General features: G+C 41.2%; 20 protein-coding genes and 1 pseudogene. 7 read left to right on the plus strand and 14 right to left on the minus strand.

Going from position 1 to position 16,757, the window contains the following annotated elements; genetic code table 11:
• Positions 1 to 187: pseudogene (locus DYY65_RS02580) on the minus strand (hypothetical protein); the annotation flags it as partial.
• A gap of 109 nt (positions 188 to 296) precedes the next feature.
• Here DYY65_RS02580 and DYY65_RS02585 point away from each other — a divergent pair.
• The 3 genes from DYY65_RS02585 to DYY65_RS02595 are packed head-to-tail and all read left to right on the plus strand — an operon-like array spanning position 297 to position 2,282.
• Positions 297 to 1,571 (plus strand): 3-isopropylmalate dehydratase large subunit, encoded by a 1,275-nt coding sequence (locus DYY65_RS02585; protein ID WP_162476427.1) that lies wholly within the window; start codon positions 297 to 299, stop codon positions 1,569 to 1,571.
• A 5-nt stretch (positions 1,572 to 1,576) separates the two neighbouring features.
• Positions 1,577 to 2,071, plus strand: a complete 495-nt coding sequence (locus DYY65_RS02590) for a 3-isopropylmalate dehydratase small subunit (protein WP_370519279.1) — start codon at positions 1,577 to 1,579, stop codon at positions 2,069 to 2,071.
• Complete coding sequence (locus DYY65_RS02595; RefSeq protein ID WP_162476429.1) at positions 2,055 to 2,282, plus strand: DUF504 domain-containing protein; 228 nt, start codon at positions 2,055 to 2,057, stop codon at positions 2,280 to 2,282. The genes DYY65_RS02590 and DYY65_RS02595 overlap by 17 nt, the downstream gene beginning before the upstream one ends.
• 16 nt (positions 2,283 to 2,298) lie before the next feature.
• Here DYY65_RS02595 and DYY65_RS02600 read toward each other — a convergent pair whose 3' ends face one another.
• From DYY65_RS02600 to DYY65_RS02660, 13 genes are all read right to left on the minus strand, one after another.
• Positions 2,299 to 2,463 (minus strand): hypothetical protein, encoded by a 165-nt coding sequence (locus DYY65_RS02600; RefSeq protein ID WP_201449277.1) that lies wholly within the window; start codon positions 2,461 to 2,463, stop codon positions 2,299 to 2,301.
• Positions 2,454 to 3,185: a hypothetical protein gene (locus DYY65_RS02605; protein WP_162476431.1), complete on the minus strand. Its 732-nt coding sequence runs from the start codon at positions 3,183 to 3,185 to the stop codon at positions 2,454 to 2,456. Before DYY65_RS02605 ends, DYY65_RS02600 begins: the two co-directional genes overlap by 10 nt.
• Before the next feature lie 102 nt (positions 3,186 to 3,287).
• Positions 3,288 to 3,467 carry a hypothetical protein gene (locus tag DYY65_RS02610; protein ID WP_162476432.1) on the minus strand — a complete coding sequence of 60 codons (180 nt, stop codon included), beginning with the start codon at positions 3,465 to 3,467 and terminating at the stop codon, positions 3,288 to 3,290.
• A gap of 467 nt (positions 3,468 to 3,934) precedes the next feature.
• Positions 3,935 to 4,252, minus strand: coding sequence for a Rieske (2Fe-2S) protein (locus DYY65_RS02615; RefSeq protein ID WP_162476433.1), 318 nt, complete (start codon positions 4,250 to 4,252; stop codon positions 3,935 to 3,937).
• Positions 4,253 to 4,277: 25 nt separating this feature from the next.
• Positions 4,278 to 5,705 carry a Fe-S cluster assembly protein SufD gene (sufD, locus tag DYY65_RS02620; RefSeq protein WP_370519275.1) on the minus strand — a complete coding sequence of 476 codons (1,428 nt, stop codon included), beginning with the start codon at positions 5,703 to 5,705 and terminating at the stop codon, positions 4,278 to 4,280.
• A 36-nt stretch (positions 5,706 to 5,741) separates the two neighbouring features.
• Entirely contained in the window at positions 5,742 to 7,142 is a 1,401-nt protein-coding gene (gene sufB, locus DYY65_RS02625) for a Fe-S cluster assembly protein SufB (RefSeq protein ID WP_162476435.1), read from the minus strand.
• A gap of 343 nt (positions 7,143 to 7,485) precedes the next feature.
• Entirely contained in the window at positions 7,486 to 8,334 is an 849-nt protein-coding gene (locus DYY65_RS02630) for a uroporphyrinogen-III synthase (RefSeq protein ID WP_162476436.1), read from the minus strand.
• Between the two features lie 15 nt (positions 8,335 to 8,349).
• A complete protein-coding gene (gene cobA / locus DYY65_RS02635; RefSeq protein WP_162476437.1) occupies positions 8,350 to 9,102 on the minus strand; it encodes a uroporphyrinogen-III C-methyltransferase in 753 nt (250 codons plus the stop codon).
• Positions 9,099 to 10,049: a hydroxymethylbilane synthase gene (gene hemC / locus DYY65_RS02640; RefSeq protein ID WP_162476438.1), complete on the minus strand. Its 951-nt coding sequence runs from the start codon at positions 10,047 to 10,049 to the stop codon at positions 9,099 to 9,101. Before hemC ends, cobA begins: the two co-directional genes overlap by 4 nt.
• A complete protein-coding gene (locus DYY65_RS02645; protein ID WP_162476439.1) occupies positions 10,046 to 11,320 on the minus strand; it encodes an aspartate aminotransferase family protein in 1,275 nt (424 codons plus the stop codon). Before DYY65_RS02645 ends, hemC begins: the two co-directional genes overlap by 4 nt.
• Before the next feature lie 56 nt (positions 11,321 to 11,376).
• On the minus strand, positions 11,377 to 12,381 hold the full coding sequence (gene hemB / locus DYY65_RS02650; RefSeq protein ID WP_162476440.1) for a porphobilinogen synthase: 1,005 nt from the start codon (positions 12,379 to 12,381) through the stop codon (positions 11,377 to 11,379).
• Positions 12,362 to 13,654, minus strand: coding sequence for a glutamyl-tRNA reductase (gene hemA, locus DYY65_RS02655; RefSeq protein WP_370519276.1), 1,293 nt, complete (start codon positions 13,652 to 13,654; stop codon positions 12,362 to 12,364). The genes hemB and hemA overlap by 20 nt, the downstream gene beginning before the upstream one ends.
• Positions 13,655 to 13,656: 2 nt before the next feature.
• Entirely contained in the window at positions 13,657 to 14,319 is a 663-nt protein-coding gene (locus tag DYY65_RS02660) for a precorrin-2 dehydrogenase/sirohydrochlorin ferrochelatase family protein (protein ID WP_162476442.1), read from the minus strand.
• Positions 14,320 to 14,485: 166 nt separating this feature from the next.
• On the opposite strand from DYY65_RS02660, the gene radA reads away from it, so the two are divergent.
• The 4 genes from radA to DYY65_RS02680 all read left to right on the plus strand — a co-directional run.
• Positions 14,486 to 15,472 carry a DNA repair and recombination protein RadA gene (radA, locus tag DYY65_RS02665; protein ID WP_236561617.1) on the plus strand — a complete coding sequence of 329 codons (987 nt, stop codon included), beginning with the start codon at positions 14,486 to 14,488 and terminating at the stop codon, positions 15,470 to 15,472.
• Between the two features lie 87 nt (positions 15,473 to 15,559).
• Entirely contained in the window at positions 15,560 to 15,850 is a 291-nt protein-coding gene (locus DYY65_RS02670; protein ID WP_162476443.1) for a 50S ribosomal protein L21, read from the plus strand.
• Position 15,851: 1 nt separating this feature from the next.
• Positions 15,852 to 16,184: an RNA polymerase Rpb4 gene (locus tag DYY65_RS02675; protein ID WP_370519277.1), complete on the plus strand. Its 333-nt coding sequence runs from the start codon at positions 15,852 to 15,854 to the stop codon at positions 16,182 to 16,184.
• 124 nt (positions 16,185 to 16,308) lie between these two features.
• On the plus strand, positions 16,309 to 16,757 hold a 449-nt coding region (locus tag DYY65_RS02680; RefSeq protein ID WP_162476450.1), incomplete at its 3' end, for a DUF655 domain-containing protein.

The following is a 16,757-nucleotide window of genomic DNA, read 5'->3' on the forward strand; positions in this document are numbered from 1 at the left end:
CTAATTTTGCTTTAGACGTTGTTTTAACTCTATCAATCTCCAAGACGGATCCCTCACTCATGGCGCAATATTTGCTCGAGATAACTAGAACATCATTCTCTGTGAAATCAAATCCAGAACCAGCTATACTTTCGTACAGATCGAATTTACTTCTCCTAACCTTAAGCTTAATTGGCAGTATCTCCAAGTAACTACCAACTATGTAGTACGGCCAGTCCTTTATTTTGCCTTTCTAAATTACATAAGGTTTTAATGCATCAGTGTATCGGATATCAACGAGGTAGATCACAGTGTCAATGACGGTTACGGAGAAAATATTGGCCCGGGCCAGCGGCAAAGACCGGGTACAACCTGGAGAAGTTGGCTTTGTTAGTGTCGATAAATTAATGATGCATGATGTCTCTGGGCCTGGCGTTATCAAGGTACTAAATGAGTGGGAGAAAAAGGGCAAAAAACTTGATCACATCTGGGATCCTGAAAAAGTATGGATAGCAGAGGACCATTTTGTGCCAAATGCAGACAAAGTGTCTGCCGAAAATATAATGACCCTGTCTAGGTGGTCAAAAAGATTCGGAGTAACAAAGCACTTCAAGTACGGCCTAGGCCAGTACGGGATTTGTCATACTCTTTCTCACGAGGAAGCATTGGTATTGCCAGGTCAAGTCTATGTGGCCGGCGATTCCCATACTAATACCACAGGAGCGTTGGGCGCATTTGCGGCAGGTCTTGGTCACACTGATATCGCCTATGTTCTAATGTATGGAGAAATTTGGCTAAAAGTACCAGAGACGCTGCTTTTTAAAATTACGGGCACAAAGCCCAACTATGTTATGGCCAAGGACATCATTTTGAAGATAATTGGCGATATAGGCACAGAAGGAGCAAACTACAAAACAATGCAATTTTCTGGCGACGTAGTTGAGAGAATGAGTATGGATGAGCGTCTTACACTTACAAACATGACAACTGAGGCAGGTGCGAAGAACGGAATTATCGAACCAGATAGTGTAACAGAGTCATACTTGCGTGAGAGAACTACAGCCCCGTATTCAAAAATCCTGGGAGACAGCGACGCAAAATTCTCCGAGATTTTCCACTACGAGATAGACAAGTTGGAGCCGACAGTTGCAAAGCCCTTTTCACCAGGCAATACTACTGCTGCACGAGAACTTCAGCAAGTTGAGGTGGATAGAGTTTATATTGGCTCATGTACAGGAGCCAAATTCGAAGACCTTCAAGCAGCAGCCAAAATATTGAAAGGTAAAAAGGTTAAAGTAAGGACAGAAGTTTTACCTGCTGCACAGTCTATTTATCTCAAAGTAGTAAATCAAGGATTGGCAAATATTTTTATAGAAGCCGGTGCGCTAGTTGGACCTCCTACGTGTGGAGCATGCTGCGGCGCTCACATGGGTGTTCTTGGCGAAGGCGAGATATGTGTTAGCACCACAAATAGAAACTTTCCTGGAAGGATGGGAGATGTAAAATCCAAAACTTATTTAGCTTCTCCGTTGGTGGCTGCAGCCTCTGCTTTGAGAGGCAAAATAACAGATCCGAGGGATATACTAGAATGACTTCTATTAGAGGTAAAGTACACAAGTTTGAATCATCAAATATAGATACGGATGTAATAGTCCCTGGGCAATATCTCAAGATTCATGATCCTAAGGAACTGGCAAAACATGCGATGGAAGGTATTGATCCGGAGTTTCCGAAAAAAGTTTCTGCAGGAGACTTTATGGTATGTGGAAACAATTTTGGATGCGGATCGAGTAGAGAACATGCTCCGATAGCACTTTCTACTGTTGGTATAAAGGCAATTTTAGCCCCATCTTTTGCAAGGATATTCTATAGAAATGCCATAGACGGTGGCTATTTATTGCCAATTGAAATTGAACCCGAAACTTTATCGAAAATTCGTGACAAGGACGTACTTGAAATCAATCTCAGTCAAAATAAGATCATGAATATTACGAATAATGAATCCTACAAAATGGTACCGTTTCCAGACCTGGTATCTCAAATAGTAGAGGCAGGGGGACTAATTTACTATAGAGATGGTAAAAAAAGGTAAGTTACAAGAGATTTTTAGCAAAGCGCTATACGGTGATGACGCTGAAGGCTATTCTGTTTCCTACAGGGATTTTAACTCCGTAGTCAAGATCTCACTTCTAGAGTTTTTAAAAATTTCTGAAAACTTTCAACTTGTTCCTGCGAGTAGAATATTGATGATTGAAAAGAACGGTACAGTCTTATATTCTAAAGGTCAAAAATCAGTTAGCTAGACTAAAAATTGGATGCTTACAAAAAATTAGGAAGGTTTTGTGTACCTATATTCCGTTTTTCAACCGAGTGTACTTGGTTGTGGGATTTCGCTGGACTTGCTGCTTTTACTGCTTGAACTATGTGAGCTGCCTGAGCTAGAACCACTTGAGCCGCCAGAGCCAGAGCTAGAGCTAGAACCACTTGAGCCGCCAGAGGAGTGCCTTTGGAGCTGGAGGAGTAGCAAGAGCCATTGCGGTTTTAACATCACTCTTTTGTTGTGCTGTTTGAGCAACTGCGTTGACAGTATAGGTTACAGTAAATGGTGAGGTTGCATGCAATAAGATAGCTTTGCCAGAGAATGGAACAGATCCAGAGCCTCCACTAGGACTCAAGTCAACTATGGCTACCGGTTTACCTTGGTATTCCGATGTCTTCATTGAACCAAATGTCTTTGGAATTGCTGATGAGTTACCAGGATTAAAGTCGTTCCAGACTTCGACATTTGCTCCCTTGCTCGCGGTATATGTGAGCACACCGGAATATACTGCATTGTCAGTTCTGGGTATCAAAATCCCTACTACTTGATCTTTTGTATGACCTGGTAATGGGCTTTCTTGAGATGACTTTGTTCCTGTCAATACAAAGCTTTGGCCAATAGGTGGTTCTTGTGCTGATGTAGCATTTGCGGATGTTGCTGCACCTGAGCTTGAGCTTGAGCTTGAGGCGTTACCAGATGGTGCTGCGCCTGTAGCATTACCGGATGGGCTTGTCATATTGGCAGATGGTGCTGCGCTTGTGCTATTTGTCTGCGCCATCGCATGGGGTAAGTACTGCATCCCTATCATAGTGAAGGATGTTAAGAGTATTGCTGAAATTGCAATCGCCGACAATGTCGAAACGTTTGCGTGCGTATTTTTATGCATTAGAGCCCAAAGACGGAGCATGAAATTTATTTGTTTGCCTCCTATTTCAGGAGATAAATAGTGTTGTTTTCTATAATGAAGCTATACTTTCAATTCATAGAATTAAAAATTGTGATCCTTTGTTACAGCTTCAATATGACATTCGTGACCCCTGTGTTCCTTATCCAAGATAACTGCCTCTTCTCTCGAGATCGGAAATTTTCCAGATTCGAGAAATGCATCTCCTTCCTTCTCCAAGAGGACCTTCTTACAATTATCACATATCAACTGTTGAACTACCATAATAATGGATTATTTGTGAAAAGAGTATTTAGATTATACGTCGTATCGAGTTAAAGGTGCTGATAGGAATATCTAGAACGATCTGACCCTGTTGGACAGGATAGATCAATATAATCGAATTATTATTATCATTCGGTTTATTATAATAGGCATTTATAATGAACCGTTCTGATATGGAAATGACGGCACCGAAATTATTTAAATTTAATAGACTCAGTTGAATCAGATTAACTCTATGGATTCATATCCTCAAGACAAAAGTTGCGCTTATTGCGGGAAAGAGTTTTCAAAGAATAGCTGGCCACACGTGGAAGGGGATTCCAACCGAGGCGTCTCAAGGATAGAGCATTTCTGTTGTGAGGAACACAAAAGCAAGTTTTTAAGTGCTAGACAATAAGAAGACCGGCTGCTGTGACTAGCAAGCAGGAAGGCAAGGAATCGACCTTGTTCAGACGCCTATTAAGGACTTAATCTACCAGTACATATACGGTTTTTTCACGTATTTCTGTCTTGTAAGTTTTCAGAGGCTCCTCGGCGGGAAGATTTTGTGGGATTCCATCTTCCAATTTAAATGAAGACATGTGTAAGGGACAAGTAATGGTCCTTTCATCCTCATTCATAAATCCTGTTGACAAATCAGCATACGCATGAGTACAAATTCTATCGGTAGCATAAACCGTGTTCTTGAATCTCGCTAACAATATTCTCTTTTCCCCGTAATCAAAAGCAAACGGATCCGCACTGTTCAGTTCGTCCGCGTCGCAAGCTCTTACCCACTCAGCCATTCTTATTACCTACCTGCCTACCCATCTATCTGTATTTGTAATGTTTTTCGAAGATATCTTCTGTCTCCCGGTACCTGGATCTTTCTACCTCAAGTATTTGCTCCATTGCCTCGTCCGATTTCAGCACCAGAGATTTTCCTAACCACTTATTCTCAATGAGGTAAGTAACCCATGCTCTGATCGTTGGACCCATCTTCCTTGACAACGGCTCAAGAAAGCCATTTACTATTTCGCGCTTAGCACCCTCTCTGCTCAATCCACGAGACATTAGATAGAATATCTCATTTTCGTCCAACTGTGCCACCGATGCTGAATGTGTGGCCTTGACTTCATTAGTCTCAATCTCTAGGCCTGGGATTGCATCTGATTTCGCACTCTTGTCCAGTAGAATCGCGTGTCCCGCTAAATATGACTCGGAAGCTTTCGCTTCTTTGTCTATTTTTATCATACCTTTGAATAAGGATTTTGAAGCATCTTTCATAACGGATTTCACAAGTACTCTACCTCTTGAGCTTGTTCCATGATGTATTAGATTTGAAGTCACGTCAAATGATTGACTCCCTATTCCGAAAAGAATTTCGACATCTTCTGCTGAAGCTCCAGGGCCTTTCATTATACTATCAATTTTGTATCTTGATAACTCTGCCCCAAACATTCCAAGATACCATGACATTTTACTGTCCCTTTCTACGAAGGCTTTCCTATTGGAGAAGTTGATAGCGCTTTTATCCATAGCTTGTAGGGTTACTAATTCTAGATCGGCGTTAGGTCTGACGTGGCACTCCATTAGCTCAAAATATGCTTGTTGATTTGTGCTGTTCAACTCTGGTCGTGGGGAGTATATCTCTTCGACAACTGTTGCTTTAGAGCCTGTATCGGCAATAATTATATTTCTAGTTATAGAGGAATTCGCATCACTTGCAAGCGAGTTCACTATTCTGATGGGCTCGTCGACTACAACATTTTTGGGTATATACACAAAAATGCCAGACCTAAAAGCTGATGCCTCTAACGCTAGAAACTTATCTTCACCGTAGTTCAGCCGATTGGATATTAACTGGTCTTTGATAATACTTTCATGTTTTGTCATGGCTTCTTGGAGATCAGCTATTATAATGCCGTCTTTTGAAATCCTTTCCGGGATAAATTTACTATGGATTGTAGACCCTATCCGTAATATACTAGCACCCTGTTCTGTTTCTGTTTCCTCAAACCTCCCACGAAGCTCTTCATATGGTTCAAAATGGGCCATAGTTTCGGGTAAGCTGACGCGTTCCTCTCTCATGCGGTTAACATCTGAATATTTTGAATATAGTGGTGAAACTTCGGCTGGAAGAGCGGCATATTTTGAAAATGCTTCCCTTCTCATTTCACTTAGCCACGCTGGATCTTTAGATTCAGATATTATATTACTAATATAAGAGTCGTTGATAGAAGATAATATCAGACTCACTCTGCGCCTCGGAATAAAAATGAGCTAAGTGGAACTTTATCCGACTGAGCCTTCCATTTCCATTTTTACTAATCTGTTCAGCTCGACTGCATATTCCATTGGCAGCTCTTTAGTGAAGGGTTCCATAAAGCCCCCTACAATTAAAGAAAGGGCATCAGACTCTGAAAACCCCCTGCTCATCAAATAGAAGATTTGATCATCTCCTATCTTTCCCACAGTTGCCTCGTGAGAAATTGTTGCATCTTCTTCATTAACTTCCACATATGGGTATGTGTCTGTCCTAGAGTTTGGGTCTAATAGCAAGGCATCACATCTTACATTCGATTTTACGCCGGTAGCCCCCTTTGCTACATGAAGCAATCCTCTATAGGTTGTCCTACCAAAATCTTTGCTAATTGATTTGCTTGTAATCCTTGAGGTCGTGTTTGGTGCCAAATGTACTGCCTTTGCACCTGCGTCTTGGTGCTGACTGGAGCCTGCGAATGCCACCGAAATGACTTCAGCGTGGGCATTCTTTCCAAGCATGTAGACGCCAGGATATTTCATTGTGAGTCTACTCCCGAGATTTCCGTCGATCCATTCTACAGATGCATTCTCGTAAGCATATGCCCTCTTTGTTACCAAGTTGTATACATCCTTACTCCAGTTTTGGATTGTTGTATATCTGATCTTGGCACCTTTCTTGGCGATTAGTTCTACAACGGCTGAATGAAGAGATTCCGTAGAGTAAACTGGAGCAGTGCAGCCCTCGATATAGTGAACTTCGGAGCCCTCATCAGCAATTATTAAAGTTCTTTCAAATTGACCTATATTTTCCGCGTTAATCCTAAAGTATGCCTGCAATGGAAGCTCAACTTTAACATTAGGTGGAACATAAATGAATGAGCCGCCAGACCAGACCGCGCTATTTAATGCTGCGAATTTATTATCTTCAGGTGGAATAACTTTTCCGAAATGTCTTTTCAGCAGATCAGGCTGCTCCTTAACAGCAGTGTCAGTATCAATGAAAATCACTCCTTGTTTTTGTAGGTCCTCTCTCAAATTATGATATACTACTTCTGACTCGTACTGAGCACCTACACCTGCTAGGAATTTTCTTTCAGCCTCAGGAATGCCTAACTTTTCAAAGGTATTTCTGACAGAGTCTGGCACGTCGTCCCAGCTCTTACCTTGCTTTTCAGATGCCTTGGCATAATAGTATATATTTTGAAAATCAATTTTCGACATATCGCCACCCCAATTAGGCATTGGTTTACTCATGAAGACTTCGTAAGATCTAATTCTAAAGTCTCTCATCCATTCTGGCTCGCCTTTCAGTTTACTGATTTCCTCTACTGTGCCTCTAGACAAACCCTTTTTACTTAGGTAAACGTAAAGCTCAGTAGAATCCTTAAAGTCATACTTGCTATAATCCATATTGATTTCTTTAGTGGCCATATGAGTTATAACACCGTTATGTTTTATATATGTTTTAGGGCAACGTCCCGTCAAACCTCCTCGGAAATCTAACCCTGTAAATTTTCGCTGGATTTAGGCAATTTGTTACTTATTTTATGAAGTTTCTTAACTTTGCCAGTAATATCATAAGCGACGCCTATCCTTCTACACAAAATGTCAGTTGGGCAATGGAATTATTCTTCTCCGTTGTATCCTAAAATGTAAATTAAGACGCTTTATGATTGGTCATATAATTGGTGATTTGATCTTGTGCCACTATATCATGTACAAAACTTCAAACCAAATTCGTATCAGATTACGGCTCTGCGGCAGTGGCTCCATTCTATCCTTGTCTTGAAGCCGAACCTTCTGGCGTACTATTTCCAAAAATTCTTCTAGCAACTTTTATCGTCCCAGGTATTGTATGTTCTTCTGATTCAAAAAATTGAATTTTGTGTTTCTTTAACTCCCTGCTGGTCATTGGGCCTATCGTGATAACTGCTTCGACATGCCGTAGCAATGCCGTGATTTTTCCTTCGTACGAAATTCTCCTAGTTATTTCAAAGAATGCGTTAACATTCGATGCACTCGTGAAGATTATTGCATCAACCCTCTTTTGTTCCAACAGTGATATGAACTCTTTCCATACAGGAGTAATTCTGGAGGTGCGGATAGTATATAGAAGGAATACGCTTACCTCCATCTGCAGGGCAGATAAAGCATTTCCAATAAAATCGTCTGACGCTTCACTTCTAGGAATAACAATTTTTTTCCCCTTGGTATTTTCCATTTTGGCGAACAGTTCGATGAGTCCTTGCGATGAATAACGTTCAGGAACTAGTCTGACCTCGATTCCATGTTCGATCAGCCTCTGTCTAGTCTTGGGCCCAATTGCAACTACGATGCAAGAATTCAGTAAGGCAATCAGCTGATCGGACTTACAAATTTTGACTGAGCCGTCAAATAGAAAATCGATAACACGAGGGCTTAAAAAAGCACAATACAATTCCTCATTTTTGAGACTTTTTACAAGATTTATAAACCCGATTATATTCGATTGGGTTTTGGGTACTACTTCAATGGCAGGCAATGCCATGGCAATTCCCCCTTCTGAAGTTACCAGTTCAGAAAACTCGGAGGCTTCAATCTTGTTTCTTGTTATTGCCAGGACCTTGTTTTTTAAGGAATACATAGTAGCCACTCAGTCCTAAAATTTAGACCTCGAATACCATCCAAGTCTCTTATGTAATGACACGACTTTACCAATAATAATAATAGCCGGAGGTTTGAGATTTGAACGTCTAGCTCTAGCCACGATATTGCCCAAATTTCCCACAAGTTCTCTTTGTTTTTTGGTAGTGCCATTTTCTATAATCGCAACCATCGTATTTTTGTCCATGCCGCAATCGATTAGATCCTCGCAAATTCTAGAAAGCTCTTTTACGCCCATCAGAATAACTAGGGTATCGACGGCAAAGGCTAATTTTTTCCAGTCTACACTTGGCTCTTTTTTTAACGGATCTTCGCGACCAGTGACTATTGCCACGGATGAAGAAAAACGTCGATGCGTCAGAGGAATTCCTGAATAGGCTGCTGATCCAACAACGGATGATACCCCTGGAACAACTTCAAACTTTACATTATTTCTTAGTAGATACTCTGCCTCTTCAGCTCCTCTACCAAAAATAAAAGGATCACCTCCTTTTAACCTCAGCACTCGCTTCCCTTTTTTGGCATAGGCCACTATCAGTTTGTTAATGTGGGCTTGTTGTGAGGCGCTATTACCTTCAGATTTTCCTACAAAAAAAGCCTCTGAACTTGACGGAATTTGATCAATAATTTCTTTGCTTACTAGCCTGTCGTAAAAAATTACATCGCATGTCTTCAAAAGTTTCATTGCCTTTACGGTAATCAGATCCGGATCGCCAGGACCGGCACCGCATATGAATACCTTCCTCAAATTTGTTTATTCCATCTCTTTACGGCAGCGCGCCAGCCTGCTGCCAACTCTGTCACTCCGTTTCTAAGAAGCATTTCTGCCATCTCATCACCTACAATACCAGCATTTTTCATCTTGAAAATCTTTTTCGCCTTGATGTTCTTAGTACCATCTGCAGAGAATATGCTGGCATACAGTGTGAATGTGTCTTTCCCGGGTATACTTGCAGCAATAGCTCCAACCGGAAATCTGCAGCCAGTCTCTAGCTTAGAGGTTAGGGAGAGTTCAGCATCGGTCTCTACCCTAGACCGTGCGTCTTCAACCTGTTTTAACATCGATATAACGTCAGCGTTGTCTCGTCTGCACACCATTGCGATCGCACCTTGTCCAGGGGCAGGTACAAATTCTCTAATGCTGAATCTTTGCGTGATTGCATCAGCCATTCCAAGTCTGGTCAAGCCAGCTTCCGCAAGTACCACTGCATCATATTCTCCTTCCATGGATTTGCTTACCCTCCTCTCTACATTTCCACGAATTGGTTTCACCCTCAAATCAGACCTTAGTTTAAGTAGTTGAATCGCTCGTCGCAGACTGCTCGTCCCGACTATAGCACGGGAAGGTAAAGATAGTAGTCTCAAATTTCTCTTACTTACAAGAACGTCATTAGGCTCGGATCGCTTAGGAATGCTCGCTACGACTAGCTTTTTAGAAAGATTTGAAGGTATATCCTTTAAACTATGAACTGCAAAGTCAACTTTTCCAGAAATGACTGCCTGATCCAATTCTTTTTCGAAGATTCCTTTTTCATTCATTGAAAATAACGGTCGTCTTCTATCTATATCTCCCCGAGTTATTATAGGCACAATTTCAAATTCATGTAAAGTAACTCTCCTCAAACTGCGTAGAGCGATCTTAGTCTGAGCTATAGCAAGTCTGCTCCCTCTAGTTCCCACCTTTGATTTATTCATAGAGTCAATTTCACAGTACGTAGAGCCTCGTGGTACGATTCGATAGTCTTATCCACATCATCTTCACTATGTGAATAGGAAATAAAGCAGGTCTCTAAACGAGATGGTGGAATAAATATACCCTTTTTCAATAGCTCAAAGAAGACCCTTCTAAATATAGAAGGATCAGATTTGTTTGCACCATATGCGTTGGTTACTTTGTTATTTGCAAAGAAGGTTTGGAACATTGAACCAATATTATTGACAGTCCACCCGAGTTTAAGATCGGCTAGTGCATCTCTTATACCATGCACAATAATATCGCAAGTTCTAGCGATTTTTGGGTATATTTCACTCTTAGCATCGCACAAGGTCTTGATCGTTGCAATGGCTGCCGAAACACAAATTGGATTTCCAGCATAGGTGCTGGCCTGGTAAACTTTCCCGTTAGGCGAAAGCTGTTGCATTATTTCCTTTCTTCCAGCGATAGCAGCAATAGGAAACCCATTCCCTAACGCCTTTGCGAATGTGGCCAAATCTGGTTTAACTCCGAAGAACTCTGCTGCACCTCCCAACGCAAGGCGAAATCCTGTAACAACTTCATCGAATATCAGCACTACATCATTCTGAAGTGTGATTCTTCTAACTTCGTTAAGGTATTGCCTTTCAGGTAAAACTAGCCCTATGTTTGCTGGGACGGGTTCCATTATAACACAGCCTATGTCAGAGTCATGCTTGATTTGATCTTCTAGCCTTTCGGAGTCATTATAGGGAAGCACTATTGTATTTGAAACTGCTTCTGATAGTAGGCCTTCGGAAATATCTGTAGGACCATGAGCCGCTAGTACGTAGTCGTACGCGCCATGATAGCAGCCATCGAACCTTACAATCTTCTTTTTCTTTGTAAACGCACGTGCCAACCTGACCGCATTCATTGTAGCTTCTAATCCAGTGTTTACTAGTCTTGTCATATCTGCGCATTCCACAATTTCTGACATTAATTCTGCCAATCTCACTTCTCCCTCAGTTGGGACACAGAACAAGCTTCCATCTTCTATTTGTCGCTTGACCGATTCGGTCACAGCAGGATAACCATGACCAAGCAATAACGACCCATATCCCATACAATAATCAACAAATGACTCATTATCGACAGTTGCCATTTTACTCCCCTTCCCTGACACTGCAAAAAAAGGGAATGGATCAAAGAATCGTACCGGGCTATTGACCCCTAGGGGTATCACTTGCCGAGCTCTCTCGAAGAGTGACTTTGAATTTGAATTACTAAGCATAATGAGAGTGTTGAGCCTACAAAATATTATAACTGTATCGTAAGCTGCTAAATTATCTACTCATTGAGCAACGAGGCAGTCTTTTTTGCAAAATACGTAATAATAAGATCTGCTCCAGCCCTTTTGATTGCTGTCATAAATTCGATTATAACTTCGTCCTCGTCAATCAAGCCCATCTTAGATCCAGCCTTTACTAATGCATATTCCCCAGAAACGCTGTATGCACAAATGGGTAAGTTTGTGGCCTTCTTAGCTTGATAGATCAAGTCCAGGTACGGTATCGCCGGTTTAATCATGATGATGTCGGCCCCCTCTAAAATATCCAATTCAATTTCACGCATCGCTTCCCTTGCATTTGCAAATGACATCTGGTATGTCTTCCTGTCTCCAAGCTGTGGGTGAGAGCAGGCGATGTCACGAAATGGGCCGTAAAGGGGAGATGCGTGTTTTGCTGAATAGCCTATTATTGCTACATCGGTATGCCCTCTTTCATCCAGGCCTTCTCTAATCGCTTTTACCTGTCCATCCATCATGGAAGAAGGTGCTACCATATCAGTGCCAGCTTCAGCGTGGCTGATTGCCACTTTTGCTAAAGTATGTACGCTGGTGTCGTTGTCTATTTTTCCTCTTGCCATTAGACCACAATGACCGTGGGTTGTATACTGGCAAAGGCAGACGTCAGTTATAATTGCAATTTTGTTTCCAAAGTGTTTGCGAATAGTGCTAACAGAATTTTGCACTATTCCAGACTTCAAAAAAGCGGAGTCAGCTTTATTGTTCTTCTTAGAAGGGATACCAAATAATATAATCCCTCGGATACCCAAATCCGAGATCTTTTCGACTTCAGGAATAATCTCTGTGGGCGGGATCCTTTCTATCCCGGGTATAGATTCCATTGTTTTACGTTTATCGATACCTTCTTGCACGAAAATTGGAGATATCAGATTTTTAACTGATAAACGAGTTTCCTGTACTAGATCTCTGATCGCAGAAGTTTTCCTTAGTCTCCTTAACCTAACGATCGGATATCCTGGTGAGTATTCATACTTGTCGGTCTTCATTATAGTTGAACAGCCTAGCTACAATTCTCTTGATGTCTTCACTTTTATCGCTTCCTATCTCCTTTCTGAGCCTATTCATTGGCGAAGCCATAACAGCTTCAACTATAGCGTAGGACAGTTGTTCAATTATTCTATGTTCTTCTGGCCCTATCTTATTTCCGAGAATAGAAATCGCTTTTTTAAATTCACGTTCTCTAATCTTATCCACATCCTTGAAAATAGAGATAACCATGGGCTCTGCCTCCTTTCTCTTGAGAGCCATGCCGAATAGCTTCATCTCTTCGTCTATTATCTTCTCTGCTGATGCAATTTCATTTTTGCGAGTCTTAATATTATCTTGGACTAATTTGGCAATCTTGTCAATGTTAAACAATTTTACATTCTCTATTGCTCCTACTGTGTCTTCCACTGTGCGTGGATTTGACAAGTCAAAGAGCACCAATTGCTTGTCTCTATGCAACATGGCCTTCTCGACTCTTTCATGAGTGATTAGGTAATATGGTGCAGTTGTGGCCACAAAAATCAAGTCGATCTCTTGAAACCTTTGTATTGCTGACTCGAATGTGATCGGGTTTCCACCCACTGTGTCTGCAAATGAACTGGCCCTCTCAAATGTTCTACTGGTGACCATGAAATTAGCTTGTCTTTGCTTCAATGATTTGGCAACCAGACTTGCTCCTTCTCCTGAACCAATCAGCAAAATCTGTTTTTGGTTCATATTGTCAACGCACTCTGTAGCAAGTTTGACTGCCATGGAGCCAATCGAAACACTTCCTTTGTTCACTCCTGTATGGGTTCTGACCTTACTGCCTACCCTCACCGCTCTGTCAAATATAGCTGAAAGATGAGAGCCAGCGTAATTATTGATGCGTGAGAATTCAAATGCACGTTTGACTTGGCCTAGTACCTGATCTTCGCCTAGGACCAATGAATCCAGTCCTGAGGATAATTTTAAGAGATGTAAGATTACTTCATCTCCGTTGCTAATTTCAATACTATTGGCAACCTCATCTACTGATAATCCTGTCACGTTTGCCCATCCCTCTATTAATTTTTCCTTATTCAGATTTGGACTTGCAGCAAACAGTTCAACCCTATTGCAGGTTTGTATTATAACACATTCCTTTAATTGTGCACTATCTATCAACTTTAGATGTGCACTTCTCAAATCACTGAAAGCGAATCGTTCAAGAAGATGGATAGGAGCATTACGATAGGTTATTCTTGCATTGAATACCTGTAAAGGCTGTGAAAGCGCCGACGATGTTTCCACTATTATTCTTTCTCCCATTCACGCAGTAGTTCTAATGTTGTACTTTTAGCATCTTCTGTCTTACCCTCCTTAATAAGGTTCTGGATGCGATCATTTTTGATCAAGGAATACAGGAATTTTTTCCTCTCTTCCACTGTTTGGATTTCTGATTTTGCGGCAGCACGTGCAAACTCTTGTAACTTAACGTTTTCAATGTCTGTTTTTTTTATAGTCTTGCGAAGCATCCTCTCAGCTTTTATTCTTACCCTGCGTGACATTATGGGGCTCCTGCCTGCTGTGGATATTGCTACCTGCATTATGCCTTCGATGTTGATTATAGATGCGTATGAAAAATCACTGAAAACGGGATCGTCTACTGCGTAGACAAATAGGCGCATTGCACGTGCTTTTTCAACAATCTTGCGGTTTAATTCCTTATCATTAGTTGCAGCGAGCACTAAAAACAAATTATCGTAGTTATCAAGTATGCTCGAATCTTTTATTTTTGTCTTTACAACTTCTATTGTTCCTTGATCCCTTAGTTGATGGAGGTCACGATTCAAGCGATCACAGACTACTGTGATTTTACAATCCTGATCCAATAATCCCCTGATTTTCCTGCTTCCCTCGTCTCCGCCACCTATCACAAGTACATGTTTGCGGTTAAGGTTTAAGTCGACTATCAATATCACGAACGCACCAAATAGTGACGAGAAAAAATCTCGTTATCTCAATTTAATTGTTACATTCATCAATTCAAATTGTGGTGTTCGTCTTAAGTGCTCTATATTAGATATGTCAATATTGACTTAAAGCTAATTAGTAGCGAAATCAACTATTCTATTATAAGCCTTGGAAAACGACAATTCTCCTAAAGTTCATTTGAGTCTTGACACTATTGAGCAAATTGGCCCTGCTACAAAGACTAGGTTAGAACAAGCAGGCTTTTACTCTATCAGGGATTTAATCGTCAGGGGACCTATGGATATATCAGAGGCTACTGGAATGGAAATTGAAAAATCCACATCTCTGTGTAACCAGGCTAGAAGTAGATTAGAAGAGCTCGGAATTATTGACAAGAGCTTCGTTACGGCTACTCATCTCTATGATAAAAGAAAAAGAGAAGATCGTCTTTCGACTGGTTCGCGGAATTTAGACGATCTCTTTGGAGGTGGTATAGAACAAAGAGCTGTAACCGAAATTTATGGGGAATATGGCACTGGAAAGTCCCAAATATGTCATACGTTGTGTGTAATGGTTAAACAGACTAGGTCAGACGGAGGATTAGCAGGCAAAGCTCTTTACGTCGATACAGAAAATACGTTCAGACCAGAACGAATCGTATCTATTGCTGTTGCTAGAAAAATGGATCCACAGGTCGCGCTCGATAATGTGATAGTTGCAAAGGCATACAACAGTGCCCATCAAGAACTGATTATCCAAGAAAGTGGTCCAGTCATAGACGAAATGAATGTAAAATTACTTATAGTGGATTCAGCCGTAGCACACTACAGAGCTGAATTTATCGGACGAGGCGTACTGTCTGAAAGACAGCAGAAACTTAACAAATTCATGCATATGTTGGTGCGAATAGCAGAAACTTACGAAGTGGCCGTTTTAGCCACTAACCAAATCCAATCCTCTCCAGATGCGATTTTTGGCGAAGCGTTTCGACCTACCGGTGGGAATGTAGTTGCACATACCAGTACATACAGAGTTTTCCTGAAGCGCTCCGGAAAAAACCGGATAGCAAGAATGGTTGATAGCCCATATCATCCAGAACGAGAAGTACTATTTACGCTATCTGAACAAGGAGTGTCAGATCCTTCTGGCAGATAAGGAAATTGGGAGCAATAAGATAGAACAGAATATCAGATGACATAACATAACATAACATAAATAAAGGCCTCAGAACATCAACCTACGATGCCAAGGTCACAAGGAACGAGAAGGAAATCCCGTTCTGTTCTTACTAAGCGTAATGTCTGTAAAGGTTTATCTTACTTACTAACCGAATATAAAGTTGGCGACAAAGTTGTTGTCGATATAGATCCATCCGAGCATTCCACCACCCCCCATAGGAGGTTTCAAGGTAAAGTAGGATCTGTGGTAGGTGTCGGGCGAAGGATTTTGAAAGTCGAAGTTGGAGTAGGAGGAAAATTGAAGATCCTGCAAACTAGATTTAACCATATAAAGCCATTCAGGGGAGGAAATTAAAGTGACAGATATACTTAAAAAGGAAATAATTACACTAGCTGAATCCAAAGAAATTTTAGAGAAAGTTAAGCCAGATGATATGGACCAAATCCAACGTTGGACCTATGATTACGTTGCCAAGTTTGCAAAAAATGATCCAAAGACTGCTAGAGAAATGGTTAGCAGATTAGTTGAGGAGTGTGAATTAAAAGAAGAAGAGGCTGTCGAAGTGATCAACATATCGCCCTCTTCACTGGAAGAGCTAAGAGCTTTTACGTTTGGCTGGAAAAAGCTAATCCTTACGGAAACCTTGCAAAAAATGTTGAACATAATCAAAACACCAAATGAAAGTTAAATAAAAAGGTAAACGGTTATCAAAGCAGGAGAAAAAGAAAAAAAGATCAACATTGTCAGCTTGGGCAAGGGGATATAGTAGCGGTACTGGAAGAATAGTCGGCGAACAGAATTCTGGGGGTCAGCTGGGTCAACGTAGATATGAAGAATATGCGTACGTTTTGGACTTTACCCAACGCGCGAAATCGTCGACTGTGAGAGGAAAGGAAGGTATGATTATTCAAGCTGTCGGAGAGGAACGACTCACATTACTTGAACTCCTAGGGGCCCAGAACCTGAGTGTCGAAATCGGTGAAAGGGTCTATATTGGTAGGGAAGGTCGAGATAAGGTGATGAGCGTTCTAGGTAGGCTCGAATATGAATCCATATCGCAATCTGCAAAGAATGAGCTTCCTAGTGTGGTTGAAAAGATAGTCATAACAAACCAAAAACGGTTCATCGATTATGTAAACACGGCTCAACCCATTACTCCTAGAATCCATGCCTTGGAGCTTATTCCTGGAATTGGAAAAACCTACATGATGACAATCATAAAAGAGCGAGAGAAGAAAAAATTCGAAAGCTTCTCAGAAAT

The organism is Nitrososphaera sp. AFS (assembly GCF_009898475.1).
GTDB lineage: Archaea > Thermoproteota > Nitrososphaeria > Nitrososphaerales > Nitrososphaeraceae > Nitrosopolaris.

Excerpts from the sequence above, each read along its gene's own strand:
- DYY65_RS02585 (WP_162476427.1), top strand. The coding sequence starts at position 297 with ATGACGGTTACGGAGAAAATATTGGCCCGGGCCAGCGGCAAAGACCGG.
- DYY65_RS02595 (WP_162476429.1), top strand. The coding sequence starts at position 2,055 with ATGGTAAAAAAAGGTAAGTTACAAGAGATTTTTAGCAAAGCGCTATAC.
- DYY65_RS02605 (WP_162476431.1), bottom strand. The coding sequence starts at position 3,185 with ATGCATAAAAATACGCACGCAAACGTTTCGACATTGTCGGCGATTGCA.
- DYY65_RS02610 (WP_162476432.1), bottom strand. The coding sequence starts at position 3,467 with ATGGTAGTTCAACAGTTGATATGTGATAATTGTAAGAAGGTCCTCTTG.
- DYY65_RS02615 (WP_162476433.1), bottom strand. The coding sequence starts at position 4,252 with ATGGCTGAGTGGGTAAGAGCTTGCGACGCGGACGAACTGAACAGTGCG.
- sufB (WP_162476435.1), bottom strand. The coding sequence starts at position 7,142 with ATGGCCACTAAAGAAATCAATATGGATTATAGCAAGTATGACTTTAAG.
- DYY65_RS02630 (WP_162476436.1), bottom strand. The coding sequence starts at position 8,334 with ATGTATTCCTTAAAAAACAAGGTCCTGGCAATAACAAGAAACAAGATT.
- hemC (WP_162476438.1), bottom strand. The coding sequence starts at position 10,049 with ATGAATAAATCAAAGGTGGGAACTAGAGGGAGCAGACTTGCTATAGCT.
- DYY65_RS02645 (WP_162476439.1), bottom strand. The coding sequence starts at position 11,320 with ATGCTTAGTAATTCAAATTCAAAGTCACTCTTCGAGAGAGCTCGGCAA.
- hemB (WP_162476440.1), bottom strand. The coding sequence starts at position 12,381 with ATGAAGACCGACAAGTATGAATACTCACCAGGATATCCGATCGTTAGG.
- DYY65_RS02670 (WP_162476443.1), top strand. The coding sequence starts at position 15,560 with ATGCCAAGGTCACAAGGAACGAGAAGGAAATCCCGTTCTGTTCTTACT.